The 16,566-nt window shown below is 72.8% G+C and carries 12 protein-coding genes; 2 read left to right on the forward strand and 10 right to left on the reverse strand.

What is annotated here, in order from left to right:
• Window positions 1-16: 16 nt before the first annotated feature.
• Window positions 17-1,426 carry an ABC1 kinase family protein gene (locus tag ACZ6B8_RS20065; RefSeq protein WP_471608049.1) on the forward strand — a complete coding sequence of 470 codons (1,410 nt, stop codon included), beginning with the start codon at window positions 17-19 and terminating at the stop codon, window positions 1,424-1,426.
• Between the two features lie 15 nt (window positions 1,427-1,441).
• Here the strand turns inward: ACZ6B8_RS20065 and ACZ6B8_RS20070 are convergent, their stop codons facing one another.
• The 5 genes from ACZ6B8_RS20070 to ACZ6B8_RS20090 all read right to left on the reverse strand — a co-directional run bounded on the left by ACZ6B8_RS20070 (window position 1,442) and on the right by ACZ6B8_RS20090 (window position 5,441).
• Window positions 1,442-1,633 carry a hypothetical protein gene (locus tag ACZ6B8_RS20070; protein ID WP_471079204.1) on the reverse strand — a complete coding sequence of 64 codons (192 nt, stop codon included), beginning with the start codon at window positions 1,631-1,633 and terminating at the stop codon, window positions 1,442-1,444.
• 153 nt (window positions 1,634-1,786) lie between these two features.
• On the reverse strand, window positions 1,787-2,110 hold the full coding sequence (locus ACZ6B8_RS20075) for a hypothetical protein (protein ID WP_471079201.1): 324 nt from the start codon (window positions 2,108-2,110) through the stop codon (window positions 1,787-1,789).
• Window positions 2,107-2,475 (reverse strand): WhiB family transcriptional regulator, encoded by a 369-nt coding sequence (locus ACZ6B8_RS20080; RefSeq protein WP_055565619.1) that lies wholly within the window; start codon window positions 2,473-2,475, stop codon window positions 2,107-2,109. The genes ACZ6B8_RS20075 and ACZ6B8_RS20080 overlap by 4 nt, the downstream gene beginning before the upstream one ends.
• A gap of 169 nt (window positions 2,476-2,644) precedes the next feature.
• Window positions 2,645-2,986: a hypothetical protein gene (locus ACZ6B8_RS20085; protein ID WP_471079196.1), complete on the reverse strand. Its 342-nt coding sequence runs from the start codon at window positions 2,984-2,986 to the stop codon at window positions 2,645-2,647.
• 163 nt (window positions 2,987-3,149) lie between these two features.
• Window positions 3,150-5,441, reverse strand: a complete 2,292-nt coding sequence (locus ACZ6B8_RS20090; protein ID WP_471608182.1) for an ATP-dependent DNA helicase UvrD2 — start codon at window positions 5,439-5,441, stop codon at window positions 3,150-3,152.
• 69 nt (window positions 5,442-5,510) lie between these two features.
• Here ACZ6B8_RS20090 and ACZ6B8_RS20095 point away from each other — a divergent pair, with 69 nt between their 5' ends.
• A complete protein-coding gene (locus ACZ6B8_RS20095; RefSeq protein ID WP_471079193.1) occupies window positions 5,511-5,753 on the forward strand; it encodes a mycoredoxin in 243 nt (80 codons plus the stop codon).
• 33 nt (window positions 5,754-5,786) lie between these two features.
• Here the strand turns inward: ACZ6B8_RS20095 and nudC are convergent, their stop codons facing one another.
• The 5 genes from nudC to ACZ6B8_RS20120 form a co-directional block, all read right to left on the reverse strand.
• Entirely contained in the window at window positions 5,787-6,734 is a 948-nt protein-coding gene (gene nudC, locus ACZ6B8_RS20100; RefSeq protein ID WP_471079190.1) for an NAD(+) diphosphatase, read from the reverse strand.
• Between the two features lie 90 nt (window positions 6,735-6,824).
• Window positions 6,825-8,228, reverse strand: a complete 1,404-nt coding sequence (locus tag ACZ6B8_RS20105; RefSeq protein ID WP_471608050.1) for a dipeptidase — start codon at window positions 8,226-8,228, stop codon at window positions 6,825-6,827.
• Between the two features lie 10 nt (window positions 8,229-8,238).
• Entirely contained in the window at window positions 8,239-11,994 is a 3,756-nt protein-coding gene (locus ACZ6B8_RS20110) for a UvrD-helicase domain-containing protein (protein ID WP_471608051.1), read from the reverse strand.
• A gap of 97 nt (window positions 11,995-12,091) precedes the next feature.
• Window positions 12,092-12,793 carry a hypothetical protein gene (locus ACZ6B8_RS20115; RefSeq protein WP_471079180.1) on the reverse strand — a complete coding sequence of 234 codons (702 nt, stop codon included), beginning with the start codon at window positions 12,791-12,793 and terminating at the stop codon, window positions 12,092-12,094.
• A 156-nt stretch (window positions 12,794-12,949) separates the two neighbouring features.
• Window positions 12,950-16,528 (reverse strand): ATP-dependent helicase, encoded by a 3,579-nt coding sequence (locus ACZ6B8_RS20120; protein WP_471608052.1) that lies wholly within the window; start codon window positions 16,526-16,528, stop codon window positions 12,950-12,952.
• Between the last annotated feature and the right edge of the window lie 38 nt (window positions 16,529-16,566).

Below are 16,566 nucleotides of genomic sequence, written 5' to 3' on the forward strand. Positions count from 1 at the left end.
GGACTTGGAGGGGCGCATGTCTGATCTTCCCCGGAAGGCGGTCACCCGTACCGCCAAACTGGCCGCGCTGCCACTCGGCTTCGCGGGGCGTGCGACCTGGGGGCTCGGCAAGCGGATCGGGGGCAAGTCCGCGGAGATCGTCGGACGGGAGCTGCAACAGCGCACCGCCGAGCAGCTGTTCAAGGTGCTCGGCGAGCTGAAGGGCGGCGCCATGAAGTTCGGGCAGGCGCTGTCCGTCTTCGAGTCCGCGCTGCCGGAGGAGATCGCCGGACCGTACCGCGCGGCGCTGACGAAGCTGCAGGAAGCGGCGCCGCCGATGCCGACCAGCACCGTCCACACCGTCCTGGAGGAGCGTCTCGGTACGGAGTGGCGGGAGTACTTCCTGGAGTTCGACGACAAGCCGGCCGCGGCGGCCTCCATCGGTCAGGTGCACCGCGCCGTCTGGTCGGACGGCCGTGAGGTCGCGGTCAAGGTGCAGTACCCGGGGGCGGGCGAGGCGCTGCTCTCCGACCTCAACCAGCTCGGACGGTTCGCCCGGCTGCTCGGGCCGCTGATCCCGGGGATGGACATCAAGCCGCTCATCGCCGAGCTGCGCGACCGGGTCTCGGAGGAGCTCGACTACGAGCTGGAGGCGCAGGCCCAGCAGGCGCACGCCGAGGAGTTCGCGGACGACCCGCATGTGGTGGTGCCCCAGGTGGTCCACCAGAGCGACCAGGTCCTGGTCACCGAGTGGATGGACGGGACGCCCCTGTCGAAGGTGATCTCGGAGGGCTCCCACGAGGAGCGCGACCAAGCGGGTCAGTTGCTGGCCCACTTCCTCTTCTCCGGCCCGGCGCGCACCGGGCTGCTGCACGCCGACCCGCACCCGGGCAACTTCCGTCTGCTGCCCGACGAGAAGGGCGGTCACCGCCTCGGGGTGCTCGACTTCGGCACGGTGGACCGGCTGCCCGACGGACTGCCCCCGACCATCGGGACCTCCCTGCGGATGACGCTGGAGGGCGAGGCCGACGCCGTCTACGACATGTTGCGGGAGGAGGGCTTCGTCAAGGAGTCCGTCGACCTGGAGCCGCAGGCGGTGCTCGACTATCTGCTGCCGATCATCGAGCCCATGGCCGTCGACGAGTACACCTTCACCCGCGCCTGGATGCGCAAGCACGCCGCGCGACTGGCCGACGTCCGCTCCCCCGCCTACCAGTTGGGCCGGTATCTCAACCTGCCCCCGGCGTATCTCCTGATACACCGGGTGACGGTGAGCACCATCGGCGTGCTGTGCCAGTTGAACGCGACGGTGCGGATGCGCGACGAGCTGGAGGAGTGGCTGCCGGGCTTCGTGGCGGAGACCGAGGAGTACGCGGAAGCCGAGGAGCTCACGGGGGAAGAGGAGCGCGTGGGGGCCCGGGAGGGGTCGACGGCGGCGGAGGCCTGAGCCACTCGGAGGCGCTCACCACCAGGGGGAGTCGAGGCGCCCTTCGATGGCTCTGATGTTGTCGCGGGAGCAGGCGTCGCAGAAGTAGTGACGGGCACCGTTCTCCACGGAGCAGGTCCACGTCGGGGGCGTGCCTTCGGCGACCGCACCGCAGCGGGAGCACACGAGGTTCTCCGTCTGGGCGGGCCGGGGGTTCTGCTGGTCCACTCGGCGACCCTATCGCCGTGCGCGCGCGTTCGGTGGACACAACGCACTGCGGGGAGCGGTCCGTGCGGACCGCTCCCCGTGGGTTTCCTTCATCGCGCCGGGCCGCCTCGGCGGCTCATCGGCGCGATGTCCTCAGTCGGCTTCGGCCGACCGTCACTGCATGACCGCGATGGCGAGCGCGCGCCGGGCACGCAGCGAGGCGCGCTCCGCGCGGCGCTGCATGCGGCGGGCCGCCATCAGGCGCTCGGCCGGGCGCTGGGCCTCGGCTTCGCGCAGGCGTTCGTGCATATGCGCACGAGCCATGGCTTCTGGGATGAGTTGCATCTCACGGGTCCTGTTCTGGCGCGGAACATGCGCGCCGGTGATGGTGAAGTCTGGTGTGGCGGAGCCGGCGGGCTCGCTGGTGGCTGCCTTCATCGGGGCCTGCTTCGTGGGGTCGTGCGTCAGGGGGCGGTCGATGGTTCCGGCGGTGCTCATGCGACGACCGGGTTCTTGCGCGGGCGGCCACGGGGCCGCTTGCGGGCCACGACAACGCCCTGGACGAACAGCTCGCCGCCCCAGACGCCCCACGGCTCACGCCGCTCCTTGGCGCCGGCGAGGCAGGCCTCCATCAGCGGGCAGGTCCGGCAGAGGGACTTGGCGTACTCGACGTCGGCCGGGGACTCCGCGAAGAAGACCTCCGGGTCGTAGGCACGGCAGGGAACGGGTACGCCGAGGTTCTCGATGGCGTCGTCGAGCGCGGTGAGCGCAGTCAGGGGGGTCAAGGTCGGGTCCTCCGTGGGTGCGGGCGGGGGGAGCGTCTGTGAAGGCGGTACGGACGGGGCGTGCGCTTCGAGTTGCACGGTGGTGTTTTCCTCGTCTGGTCGTGCCGGCCTGGGTCGGCCGGTTGGCGGCTGGTACCGGGTCTTGCTGTCGGCCCCTTCGCTCTGTCTCCCTGTTTCGGGGAAAACAGAAGGGCCGCGGATCCCGGGTGGGGTTCCGCGGCCCTGAAGGCGCCTGTCTGATCGAGGATCAGACTGGATCACTCCAGGGTTCGAGCCCACGGAAGGCCCACATCATGTGGTGCTGCGTCGTCTGCTTCCGGAATCCGGCACCGGCTGCCGCAAAGGCATAGGTCTGAGCCTGCGCCTCCGCTACTGCTGCTTCCGGTGCCTTGGTCGGTCGCTCATTGCGCTCGCTGGCCTCGCGGACGGCAAGGCCGGCGAGAGGCAGGGAGGCGGACATCGGACGAGCGGCGGGAATGCCGCCGGACAGACCGGTGCCCTGGTTCGAGAAGCCGAGCAGGCAGGAAGCGACGACCGAGCGATCGGTCATTTTCGCGGTGCTGATGAAGCTCTCGTTGATGCTGATCACTGGAATTCGCCTCCTCTCGGCGTCTAGGGGATCGGCCGGAACCGATCCGCGGACTGTCAAGTACAGCACGGAAGGTGGGCTTCGGAGAAGCCCGCCGTTTCCGTGCTAAGAACCTATGGGTCTTCCTTGCGCATGCGCAAACTATTTTTTCGACGAGTTTGAATCATTCTCCATCGGCGCCCCTTACACGCTCCTGACCTGCACAGATGGCCAGGACGTCGGCCCCGAAGCGATGAAACTTCCGGACGCCGACCCCAGGGATGCGCGCCAGCTCGCCCTCGTCCTCGGGCACCGCCTCCGCGATGGCGATCAAGGTCTTGTCGGTGAAGACGCAGTACGCGGGCTGTCCCAGCTCCCTCGCCTGGCCCGAACGCCACTCCCGCAGTCGCTCGTAGAGCCCCTCGTCCATGTCGGACGGGCAGTCCTCACACCGCATGAGCTTCATCTCACCCGCCTCGGTCAGGGTCCGGCCGCAGACCCGGCAGCGGGCCGGGGTGCGGGCCTTGCGCTGCCGACGCCCGGCGGCCGGGCCGGTACCGCCGCCCCCGCTGCCCCGCTCGACCCCACCGGGGCCACCGCCCGCGGCGCGGGCCCCGGAGCCCGCCCCGGAGCCCGGCCGCAGCCCGTCCAGGAAGCGGCTGGGGCGGCGGTTGGGGCGGCCGCCCGGCGAGCGGGAGAGGGCCCAGGAGAGGGAGAGATGGACGCGGGCGCGGGTCACGCCCACATAGAGGAGGCGGCGCTCCTCCTCGATCTGCTCATCGGTCTTGGCGTAGGTGATCGGCATCATGCCCTCGGCGAGGCCGACGAGGAACACGGCGTCCCACTCCAGGCCCTTCGCCGCGTGCAGCGAGGCCAGCGTGACGCCCTCCACGGTGGGGGCGTGCTGGGCGCTCGCCCGCTCGTCCAGCTCGGCCACGAGGTCGGCGAGGGTCGCCTCCGGCCTGGCCCGCGCGAAGTCCTCGGCGAGCCGCACGAGAGCGGCCAGTGACTCCCAGCGGTCGCGGACCGCGCCGGAGCCCGCGGGCGGCTCGGTCGTCCAGCCCTTGGTGGAGAGCACGGCGCGCACCTGGGAGGGCAGGTCGACCACGTCGTCGAGGAGGGCGTCGTTGCCCCCGAAGCGGGCCGCGCCGCGCAGGGCGGCTCCGGCCTCGCGCACCTCGGTGCGCTCGAAGAACCGCTCGGCGCCGCGCAGCTGATAGGGCACGCCGGCGTCGGCCAGGGCCTGTTCGTAGATCTCCGACTGCGAGTTCGTACGGAAGAGGACGGCGATCTCACTGGCGGGGACGCCGTCGGTGAGCAGGGCGCGGATACGGCGGGCGGCGCCTTCGGCCTCGGCGGGCTCGTCCACGTACTCGGTGTAGACCGGCTCGGCGCCGGACTCGCGCTGGGAGATCAGTTCCAGGCGGTGGTCGGCGGCGCGGCCGCGGGCCTGGGAGAGCAGGCCGTTGGCGAGGTGGACGACCTGAGGGGTGGAGCGGTAGTCCCTGACCAGCTTGACGACCGTCGCCCCGGGGTGGCGGGTGCGGAAGTTCAGCAGGTGGTCGGGGGTCGCGCCGGTGAAGGAGTAGATCGTCTGGCTGGCGTCGCCGACGACGCAGAGGCTGTCCCGCTCGCCGAGCCACAGCTCCAGGAGGCGCTGCTGGAGGGGGCTCACGTCCTGGTACTCGTCGACCACGAAGTGCTGGTACTGGGCGCGGACCTGTTCGGCGATGTCGTGGCGGTCCTGGAGGATGCCGACGGCGAGCAGCAGCACGTCCTCGAAGTCGATGACGGCGCGGTCGCGCTTGAGGTCCTCGTACGCCCCGTAGAGCTGGGCGATCTCGGCGGGGTCGCGCGGGACGTCGCGGCCGGACTTGGCGGCGGCCGCCGCGTAGTCCGCGGGGACGGTCTGGGTGACCTTGGACCACTCGATCTCGCTGGTGAGGTCGCGCAGCTCGTTCCGATCCAGGCGGATGCGGCAGGCGGCGGCCGCGTCCGCGACGAGCTTGATCTTCCGGTCGACGATCCGGGGCAGCGGTCCGCCGACCGCTTTCGGCCAGAAGAACTGGAGCTGGCGCAGGGCCGCGGAGTGGAAGGTGCGGGCCTGGACGCCGGAGGCGCCGAGCTGACGGAGGCGGCCGCGCATCTCGCCGGCGGCGCGGTTGGTGAAGGTGACGGCGAGCACACTGGCGGGCTGGAGCATTCCGGCGCGCACCCCGTAGGCGATCCGGTGGGTGATCGCACGGGTCTTGCCGGTGCCCGCGCCTGCCAGGACACACACCGGCCCGTGCAGGGCGGTGGCGACCTCGCGCTGCTCAGGGTCGAGCCCGTCGAGCACCGCGTCCGGGGAGTCCGGGACCTGCGGGAAGAGGGTGGAGTGCGTTGCTGATGTCACCCCGCCATGCTGCCAGGTCCCCAGGGGCGGACGAGCCGGTTGTCCACAGGGGGGCGCTACCGGTCGTACTAATACGGGAATGGTGGCCCGGTCGCGTACGTTCGATCCATTGCGACCACGCACCCCGAGCGACGAAGGAGCACGAAAGACATGCCGGGCACTGTGACGATGTACAGCACCACGTGGTGCGGCTACTGCCGCCGCCTCAAGGGCCAGATGGACCGCGAGGGCATCGGTTACACCGAGATCAACATCGAGCACGACCCGGACTCGGCGGCTTTCGTCGAGAAGGCGAACGGCGGAAACCAGACGGTGCCCACCGTTCTCTTCCCGGACGGCTCGACGCTCACGAACCCCTCGCTGGCGCAGGTCAAGCAGAAGCTGGGCGCCTGAGGCTCGGCGCCTGACCGGCTATTCGGCGAGGGCTCAGCCCACTGACCCCGGCTTCGGCAGAGGCTTGCCGTACCAGAGTTCGATCAAGCGGGCCGCGATCGAGATCCCGTAGGGAGGCAGGACCTCTCCCGACTCGAATGCGGCCCGCAGGTCTTCCCGGGAGAACCAGCGGGCCTCGTGGATCTCCTCACCGTCGACGTTGATCTCCGAGGAGGTCGCGTCGGCCATGAAGCCCAGCATCAGGCTGGACGGGAACGGCCAGGGCTGGCTCGCGACGTACTCGACGTCGCCGACCATGACGCCGGCCTCCTCGAAGACCTCGCGGCGCACCGACTGCTCGATGGACTCCCCCGGTTCGACGAAGCCGGCGAGGGTGGAGAAGCGGCCCTCGGGCCAGTGGACCTGGCGGCCGAGGAGGATGCGGTCCTCGCTGTCCCTGACCGCCATGATCACGGCGGGGTCGGTGCGCGGGTAGTGCTCGGCGCCGCAGGCCTGGCAGCGGCGGATGTGGCCGGCCGCCGCGATGACGGTGCGCTCGCCGCAGCGTGAGCAGAAGCGGTGCAGGCGCTGCCAGTTCTCCAGGGCGACGGCGTGCACCATCAGGCCCGCGTCCCGGGGGGAGAGCAGGAGTCCCGCCTCGCGCAGCCCGGCGGGGCGCGCCGACTGGTCCATGCGGCCGGGCAGGGCGTCCTTCTGGAGGGCGAAGTAGCTGACGCCGTCGTCGTCCGTGCCCAGGAAGTAGCGGTGCTCCTCGGTGAGCGGCGCCTCGAAGGACGGTGTCATCACCAGTTCGGTGCGGCCCTCGGGCGTCTCGTCGATGAGCACCTGGCCGCCGGAGACCACGAAGACCCGGGTCGTGGGGTGGCTCCAGGCCGCGGCGAGCCAGGCCTCGTCCATGCGGTGGTGGGCCGCGCGGTCGATGCCGCTCGGGGCGGTCAGTGAGACGGGCCGGTCTGCGGTGCTGTCGGTCCAGGTGGTCACAGGTGCTTCCAACTCCCCCGATGGAATGGGTGGTTCAGCAGGGCGTGCGGCGGGACGTGCGCGGTGGCCGGTGGGGCCGCGGCGCGGGCTTCAGCGGGCATCGCGCCAGTGCTCCGCGAGGTCGCCCCACAGGTAGGCCGTCGTCTCGACGCCCTTGAGCAGCAGGTCGATCTCGACCTTCTCGTTCGGCGCGTGCCAGCCGTCGGACGGGACGGAGATGCCGAGGAAGAGCACGGGCACGGCGAGGACGTCCTGGAGGTCGGCCGCCGGCCCCGAACCGCCCTCGCGCGTGAAGCGGATCTTCTGTTCGAAGGCGCGGCCCATCGCGCGGGCGACGGACTGCAGGGCGGGGTGGTCGAGCGGGGTCAGGCACGGGCGCGTGCCCGCGCTGAAGGTGACGGTGTGGCGGATGCCCGCGGGGACGCGGTCGGCGGCCCACGCGCGTACGGCGTCCTCGACGCGGTCCGCGTCCTGGCCGGCGACCAGCCGGAAGGACAGCTTCACGAAGGCGGACGACGGGATGATCGTCTTGCTGCCCGCGCCCTGGTAGCCGCCGCCGATGCCGTTGACCTCGGCGGTCGGGCGGGCCCAGATGCGCTCCAGGGTGGTGTGCCCGGCCTCGCCGTGGGCGCTGCGGGACTTGGCCGTGCGCAGCCAGCTCTCCTCGTCGAAGGGCAGCTCGGCGAAGAGTTCGCGCTCGCGGTCGGTGAGCTCGGTGATGCCGTCGTAGAAGCCGGGGATCGCCACGCGCGCGTGCTCGTCGTGGAGGCCGGCGACGAGGCGGGCCACCTCGGTGGCCGGGTTCGGGACGGCACCGCCGAAGGAGCCGGAGTGGATGTCCTGGTCGGGACCGTGCAGCTCGATCTCGCACTCGGTGAGGCCGCGCATGCCCGTGCAGACGGTCGGGGTGTCCTCCGACCACATGCCGGTGTCCGAGACGATCACGGCGTCGGCCGCCAGGCGGTCCTTCCGGGCCTCGATGAGCGCGCGGAAGCGCGGGGACCCGGACTCCTCCTCGCCCTCGATCAGCAGCTTGAGGTTGACCGCGGGCGCGGTGCGGCCGGTGGCGGCGAGGTGGGCGCGGACGCCGAGCGTGTGGAAGAAGACCTGGCCCTTGTCGTCGGCCGCCCCGCGCGCGTGCAGCCGGTTTCCCTTGACGACGGGGTCGAAGGGGTCGGTGTCCCAGCCGTCCTCGCGGGCCGCGGGCTGCACGTCGTGGTGGCCGTAGACGAGGACCGTGGGTGCCTGCGGATCGCCGGAGGACCACTCGGCGAAGACGGCGGGCGCCCCGGGCGTCTCCCAGATCTCCGCGACCGGGAACCCGGTCTCCTCGAGCTGGGCGGCGAGCCACTCGGCGCTGGCGCGCACGTCCCCGGCATGGTCGGGCTGGGCCGACACGGACGGGATGCGCAGCCACTCGGCGAGGTCGTCGAGGAAGGCGGCACGGTGGTTCTCGATGTACGTGCGGACGGCGCTGTCCGGTGTCTCGCTCATGGTCACGAGCCTATCCGCCATCCGGGGCGGTCTCGTCCGGCGGATGGTCCGCCGGGTCTCCGTCCGGAGCGGCGGTCGGCTCGTCCAGGAGGATGCGCTCCAGCCGGGCCCGGTCCGGGAGGTTCCGCGGGCGCGCGGTCTCCCCGCTGCGGACATAGAGGAAGGCCGCCTTCACCGACTCCAGGGGGACGCCCTGCTGCTCGGCCCAGGCGAGGCGGTAGACGGCGAGCTGGAGGGGGTCGGCGGTACGGGTGCGGCTGGTCTTCCAGTCGACGATCTCGTACGTCGTGCCGGGACCGTCGCCTTCCTTGTAGACCGCGTCGATGCGGCCCCTGATGACACGGCCCGCGATGACGAACTGGAAGGGGACCTCCACGCGGTACGGCGCGCGGTGCGCGTACTCGGTGCGTTCGAAGGCTTCCTTGAGGGCCTCCAGGTCGCGCTCGTCGGCGATCTCGGCCTCGTCCGGGCCGCCGCCCGGCAGCTCCTCCGGGGGGAGCATCGGCAGGGTGAGCTCTTCGAAGCGGGACTCGATCCAGGCGTGGAAGCGGGTGCCGCGGCGGGCCGCGGGCTGCGGCGGGTGCGGCATGGGACGGGCCAGGTCCCGCGCGAAGCCCTCGGGGTCGGCGGCCAGGCGCATCAGCTCGGACGCGGTGAGCGAGGCCGGCACGGGGATGTCCCTGACCGCCTCGCGGGCGCGCAGGAGTTCTCCGGTGAGGGCGTCCAGGTCGCGGTCCCAGGAGGCGAGGGTGCGGGCCTCCTCCGGGGTGAGGCGGGGGGCGAGGCCCGGCTCCTGGGGAGCGGGGCGGGTCACCGGGGCGCCGTCGGCGGGGTGGGGACGGGCGTCGGGTGCGGGGGCGGGGTGCGGCACGCGTGCGTGGGCGTGCTCACCGGAGGCGGGGCCGCGCGCGTGGGCGTGCTCACTGGCGGCGGGCCCGCGCGCCGGGTCCCCCTCGGCCGGGGCGTCGGGGTGTGTGGACGCGTCGCCCGGTGTGGCCGCGGGATGTGGGACCGTCGGGCGCTCCGTCGCCAGTGACTCCCAGTCGGTCGGGTCGGCATCGGGGAGACCGGCCTCTACGTAGGGGGCCTCTTCGTAGGGCACCTCTTCGTAGGGGGGCTCGTCGTCCTCCGGAGGGGGCGGCCATTCGGGGTCGTCGGCCGGGGGCACGTCGTCGTACGCCGACGGGTGGGCCTCCGCGTGGGAGCGGGCGTGCTCCGCGGTCCCCGCGCCGGTGGGCGCCACCGCGTCCTCGCCCGTGAGCCGGTCCAGGTGGGCGAGGACGGTCCGCGCGGCGGCGCGGCGGCGGGCCAGGGCGTCGTCGTCCAGCGGGAGCGGCCACGCCTGGTCACCGGTCGCCTCCCGCAGGGCGGGGTTCTCCTCGTCCTCGGCCGGCTCGTCCGCCCAGGCCTCGATCTCGCCATGGCCCGCCGCGCAGTGGTCGTGCAGGGCCAGGAGGAAGTCCGAGGGGCCGCGTGGCTTCTTCTGGGAGGGCCCCCACCAGTGCCCCGAGCCGAGGAGCAGGGAGCGGGGGCGGGTGAACGTCACGTAGCTGAGGCGGAGCTCCTCGGTGTGCTGGTGGTCCTTCATCGCCTCGTGGAAGGCCTTCATGCCCTTGGCGTCCCACGCGTCGACGTCGGGGAGCGTGGCCGCGTCGCCGCGCAGTTCGTGCGGGACGACCTTGGCCTGCGAGGTCCACTTCTCGCGTCCCTTGGTGCTCGGGAAGACGCCGTCGACCAGGCCGGGGACGGCGACGACGTCCCACTCCAGGCCCTTGGACTTGTGGGCGGTGAGCACCTTGACGGTGTTCTCGCCGCCCGGCAGGGCGTTGTCGAGGCCCTTCTCGTACTGGGCGGCGGTGCGCAGGAAGCCGAGGAAGGCCAGGAGCGTGGCGCCGTTGTCGTGCGCGGCGAAGGAGGCGGCGACATCCAGGAAGTTCGAGAGGGTCTCCCGGCGGCGGGCCGCCAGCGCCCCGGGGGACGCCGAGAGCTCGACCTCCAGGCCGGTGACGGCGAGCACGCGGTGCAGCACGTCCATCAGCGGGTCGGAGAGCGACCGGCGCAGCTCGCGCAGTTCCGCGGCGAGGCGCGCGAAGCGCACCCGGGCGTCGGCCGAGAAGGGCAGCCCGTCGTCTCCTCCGGAGACGTCGTCCGGCTCCAGGGGCGACTCCAGGAAGGTGTCCAGCGCGTCCGCGAGCGATATCACCTCGGCCGGGTCGACCCCCTCGACGGCCTCGGCGAGACGGCGGTCCGGGTCGTCCGGCGCCGCGTGTCCGGGCCGGACCAGGAGGCGGGCGCGGCGGCCCAGGAGGGCGAGGTCGCGGGCGCCGATGCGCCAGCGCGGGCCGGTCAGGAGCCGCACCAGGGAGGAGTTGGCCCCCGGGTCCTGGAGGACCTCGCAGACGGCGACGAGGTCGGCGACCTCCGGGAGGTGCAGCAGCCCGGAGAGGCCGACGACCTCCACGGGGATGTCGCGGGCGACGAGCGCGCGCTGGATCTCGGCGAAGTCCGTCGCGGTGCGGCACAGGACGGCGATCTCGCCGGGCGCCTTGCCGGTGCGCACCAGGTGGGCGATGGAGTCGCCGAGCCAGTCGATCTCCTCGGCGTGGGTGCGCAGCAGGGCGCAGCGCACCACGCCGTCGCGCTCGGCGCCGGGTGCGGGCCGCAGGGCCTCCACGCCCGCGTGCATGGCGCGCAGGGGCTCGGCGAGGCCGTTGGCGAGGTCCAGGAGGCGGCCGCCGCTGCGGCGGTTCTCGCTGAGCGCGTGGCGGGTGGCGGGGCTGCCGTCGGCGTACGCGAAGTGCTCGGGGAAGTCGTCGAGGTTGGCCACCGAGGCGCCGCGCCAGCCGTAGATGGCCTGGCAGGGGTCGCCGACGGCGGTCACCGGGTGTCCGGTGCCGCCGCCGAAGAGGCCGGACAGGAGGATGCGCTGGGCGACCGAGGTGTCCTGGTACTCGTCGAGGAGGACGACGCGGAACTCCTCGCGGAGGATCTCGCCGACCTCCGCGCGGGTGCGGGCCAGCGTCGCGGAGAGGGCGATCTGGTCACCGAAGTCGAGGAGGTCGCGGGAGCGCTTGGCCGCGCGGTAGTGGCCGACGAGCTCGGTCAGTTCGAGCCGGGCCGCGGCGGTCTCGGGAACCTTGCGCAGGTCGGCGTTGGAGAGCTTGGCGTCCTCCAGGGCCGCCAGCAGCTCGGTGTCGTACGCGCGGAGCCGCTCGGGGCGCACGAGGTGCTCGGCGAGCTCGCCGTCGAGGGCGAGGAGGTCGCTGACGAGGTCGGGGAAGGACCGGGTGAGGGCGGGGTAGGGGCCGGGGGCCTCGCGCAGCACGCGGGCGGCGAGCTGGAAGCGGGTGGCGTCGGCGAGCAGCCGGGAGCTGGGCTCCAGGCCGATGCGCAGGCCGTGGTCGGTCAGGAGACGGCCCGCGAACGCGTGGTACGTGGAGATGACCGGCTCGCCCGGCGGGTTGTCCGGGTCGACCGCGTCGGGGTCGGTGACGCCCGCCTTGACGAGGGCCTGGCGCACACGCTCGGCGAGCTCGCCCGCCGCCTTGTTGGTGAACGTCAGGCCGAGCACCTGCTCGGGGGCGACCTGGCCGGTGCCGACCAGCCACACCACGCGGGCCGCCATCACCGTCGTCTTGCCGGAGCCGGCTCCGGCCACGATCACCTGCGGGGCGGGCGGCGCGGTGATGCAGGCCGTCTGCTCCGGGGTGAACGGGATGCCGAGGAGCTCCTTGAGCTGCTCGGGATCGGTGAGGCGAGGTGACACGTCAGAGAGGCTAGCGGTGGCCACCGACAACCGGGGCCGGCCCGGCTGCGGGCGGCCACCGCCCGCTCATGAGGAGCGTCAGGTCAGGAGCGTGGGATCAGGAGGCCGAACCCAGCTTCTTCGGGTCGACGACCTGGTCGGCCGGCGGGGCCTTGACCTCGACGGCCTTGCCGTAGTCGGCGAACGTCACGGTGCCGGGGCCCTCCTTACCCTTGTTGACGACCTTCAGGAAGTAGGGCTTGCCCTCCATCGCCACGTAGAAGGTGGTGGTCTCGCCCTTCTTCGTGCGGGTGAGGACGGCGGCCTTCTTGCCGTCGACGTCGGCGTCGTCCTCGCGCTTCAGCTGCTTGAGGTTCTTGTTGCTGAACATGTCGTCCGGGTTGCAGATGGGCTTGCCGCCCTGGGTGGGCTGCTTCACCCAGCGGCCCTTGAGGAGTTCGGCCGTCGAGCCGCCGCCCTTGGCTTCCCAGAACTTGTCGTCGCCCTTGGAGTACTGGAACTCCCCGACGGACAGGAACTCGGCCTTGCCCGACTTGGCCGAGCCCATCGTGCCCTTGCAGTCGCCGGACTTGGCGACGGCGAACTCGATGTCGCTCGTCTGTCCGCCCTGCTTCATTCGGCCCTGCATCGTGTAGGACCCGGCGTCCTTGGACGCCTTGGACGCCTTGTCGGCGATCTTGTCGGCGCTCATGCCGTCGAAGGGGTCCTTGTCGCCGCTGTCGCTGCTGCAGCCCGTCACGCCGATGACGGCGGCGGCGCAGACGACGGCCACTGCCAGGAGCTTCCGATTGGCTGCCATATACGCGTATCTCCTAGAAAAGGTGCACCAACAGGCGGCGCACAGCATGTCTTTACAGTGACTTTAGATCGGCGGCGGTGCTGCTACGTCGCCAGGTGGCCGACGTGACAATTGCCACTGGTGTGCCCGGGGCCGCGCCCGAGGGCCGCGCCTGGGTCATTCCACGACGTGGCGCCCCTCCGGGAGGGCGCTGCACGAGGCGCGGAACGCGCAGTGGGTGCAGTGCTGGCCAGTGGTGGGCGTGAACCGTTCGTCGAGCACCTTGCCCGCCGCCGTCGCGAGGAGGTCGCCGATCCACTCCCCGGAGAGCGCCTCCTGGGCCTGCACCTTGGGGAGGCTCTCGCCGCCGTTCTTCTTGGCGGCGCCCTGGCGCAGCTGGACCAGTTCGGCGCCGCCCGGCTGTGGGCGTACGCCGTCGAAGAGGTCGTCGGCGGCGCCCTCGCGGACCGCCAGCTGGTAGACGGCGAGCTGCGGGTGGCGGGCGACCTCGGCGGAGGTCGGGGCCTGCTTGCCGGTCTTGAAGTCCACTACGTAGGCACGGCCTTCCGCGTCCTGTTCGACGCGGTCCATGGAGCCCCGCACCCGGACTTCGTAGGGACCGGCCTCCAGGGTCACGTCGAAGTCGTGCTCGCTGGCGACGGGGGTGCGGCTCGCGCGGTCCATCACGTGCCACTGGAGGAAGCGCTCCAGCGCCACGCGTGCGTGCTCCTTCTCCTGCGCCGACTTCCAGGGGGCGTCGAAGGCGAGCGCGTCCCACACCGAGTCGAGGCGCGCCATGAGGACGGCGAGGTCGGCGGGGGTGCGTCCGGAGGCGACCTCGTCGGCCAGGACGTGCACCACGTTGCCGAAGCCCTGGGCTGCGGTGGCCGGGGCGTCCGCCTTGACCTCGCGGCCCAGGAACCACTGCAGGGAGCAGGTGTTGGCGAGCTGGTCGAGGGCGCTCCCGGAGAGCACGACGGGCTTGTCGCGGTCCCTCAGGGGCACCTCGCTCACCGTCGGTTCATACATGCCCCACCAGCGGTAGGGGTGCGCGGCCGGTACGAGGGGACGGCCGTCGGCGTCGCTGAGCGCGGCCAGCCGGGCCAGGCGCTGGGCTGCCGCCTCGCGCAGGGTGTCGCTCACGCGCGGGTCGACGGTGGTGGCGCGCAGCTCGGCGACGAGCGCGGCGACGGACAGGGGGCGGCGCGGGCGGCCCGTTATGTCCTTGGGTTCGACGCCGAGTTCGGTGAGGAAGCGGGACGGCTGGTCGCCGTCGTCGGCGGGCGCCTTCACGGCAGTCACGACGAGGCGCTCACGCGCGCGTGTGGCGGCGACGTAGAACAGCCGCCGCTCTTCGGCCAGGAGCGCCCCCGGGGTGAGGGGCTCGGCGAGGCCGTCGCGGCCGATGCGGTCGGCCTCCAGGAGGGAGCCGCGGCGGCGCAGGTCGGGCCAGAGGCCCTCCTGGACGCCCGCGACCACGACGAGCCGCCACTCCAGGCCCTTGGAGCGGTGCGCGGTCATCAGGCGTACGGCGTCGGGGCGGGCCGCCCGGCGGGTGAGCGTGTCGGCGGCGATGTCCTGCGCCTCGGTCTCCTCCAGGAAGTTGAGGGCGCCGCGGCCGCCGGTGCGCTCCTCCGCGCGGGCCGCCGCGGCGAACAGGGCGCACACCGCGTCGAGGTCGCGGTCGGCGTTGCGGCCCGCCGCGCCGCCGCGCCGCGCGGTGCGCTCCAGGCGCCTGGGCCACGGCGTGCCGTCCCAGAGCTCCCACAGCGCCTCCTCGGCGGTGCCGCCGCCCGCGAGGCGCTCGCGGGCCTTGCGGAGCAGCGTGCCGAGCCGCTGGGCGCCGCGGGCGTACGTCGGGTCGTGCGCGACGAGGCGCTCCGGCTCGGCGAGGGCGCGGGCGAGCAGCTCGTCGGAGGGCGGCGGCACGTGGTTGCCCGCCGCGCGCTCCTCCTCGCGCAGGGCGCGGCCGAGCCGCCGCAGATCGGCGGCGTCCATGCCGGCCAGCGGCGAGGTGAGCAGCGTGAGCGCGGTCTCGGTGTCGAGCCAGGCGGGGGCGGCGGATACGGCGGACGCGGTGGCTGCCCCTGGGGCCTCAGTGGCTGCCGCCGGGTGCACGGTGGCTGCCGCCGGGTGCGGGGCGGCACCTTCCGTATCGTCGTCCGTCCCTCCACCGGCCCCGTCACCCGCCCCGTCCGGAGCGGCCTCTTCGGCGTCGTCTCCGGAGAGCCCGTTTTCGGGAACGTCTCCTTCGGAGAACTCGCCTTGGGAGAGCTCGTCTCCGGAGAGCTCTCCCTCGAAGCCCTCGCCCTCCAGCGCGCCCCCGTGGGAGACCTCCCCGTCCGCCTCCGTGGCCACCGCCGTCGCCACCACCCGCAGCGCCGTCAGCAGCGGCGTCACCGCCGGCTCGTGGCGCAGGGCGATGTCGTCGCCGTCGATCTCCAGGGGGACGCCCGCCGCGCTCAGGCTGCGGCGCACCGCGGGAATCGTGCGGGCGCCCGCACGGACGAGCACGGCCATGTCACCCCACGGGACCCCGTCCTCCAGGTGCGCGCGGCGCAGGATGTCCGCGATGTTGTCGAGCTCCGTGCCGGCCGTCGGGTACGTGTACACCTCGACGCGGCCGCCCTCCCTGACCGGGGCCAGCTCCCGGTGGGCCCGCACCTTCGCCGCGGGCAGCCGGGTCAGCGGCATGCGCCGGGTCAGCAGCCGGGTGGCGCCGAGGAGCTCCGCGCCCGACCTGCGGGACGTCGTCAGGACCTCGACCGGCGCCGGTGTGCCGTCCGCACGCGGGAAGTCGTGCGGGAACTCCAGGATGCCGTTCACGTCGGCGCCCCGGAACGTGTAGATCGACTGGTCGGGATCGCCGAAGGCGACGAGCGTGCGGCCGCCCCCGGCGAGCGCGTGCAGCAGCCGCACCTGCGCCGGGTCGGTGTCCTGGTACTCGTCGACGAAGACGGCGTCGTACTGCGCGCCGAGCGCCCGCGCCACCTCGGGGCGGCGGGCGAGCAGCACCGCGCGGTGCACCAGTTCCGCGTAGTCGAGGACCCCCTGGAGGTCGAGGACGTCCAGGTACTCGGCGAGGAAGGCCGCGGCCGCGCCCCAGTCGGGCCGTCCGCTGCGGCGCGCGAAGGCGTCCAAGGCGTCCGGTCCGAGCCCCAGCTCGCGGCTGCGGGCGAGCACCGCGCGGACCTCGTCGGCGAAGCCGCGGGTGGTCAGGCAGGCGCGCAGTTCGTCGGGCCAGCGGATGTGCCCGTGTCCCTCCTGCGCGAGGTCGATCTGGCCCGCGAGGAGCTCACGTACCGCCACGTCCTGTTCGGGACCCGACAGGAGCCGCAGCGGCTCCACGAACAGTTCGGCGTCCTGGTGGGCGCGGACCAGGGCGTAGCAGAAGGAGTGGAAGGTGGTGGCCTGCGGGGCGTGCGCCGCCCCGACGCGCAGTGCCATGCGGTCGCGCAGCTCCACCGCGGCCTTGCGGCTGAAGGTCAGCACCAGGACGCGCGCCGGGTCCCCGCCCCGCGCGACGCGCTCGGCGACGGCCTCCACGAGCGTGGTCGTCTTGCCCGTGCCCGGGCCTGCCAGCACCAGCATCGGTCCGCCCTCGTGGTCAACCACACGGCGCTGACCTGCGTCCAGGCGAGGGGGGGCCACCGGCGCCGGTGGCGTACGCACCAGTCGGTAGCCATCCTTGGCCCCCTGTCGTACCGGATGGTGCGACGGGTGCCGGATGTGCCGAGTGGAAGAGGGGGAACTCACGTGGGTCGCCGGTCCTGGTGGGTCTGCTGGTCGAAGAG

The organism is Streptomyces sp. NPDC041122 (assembly GCF_055592445.1).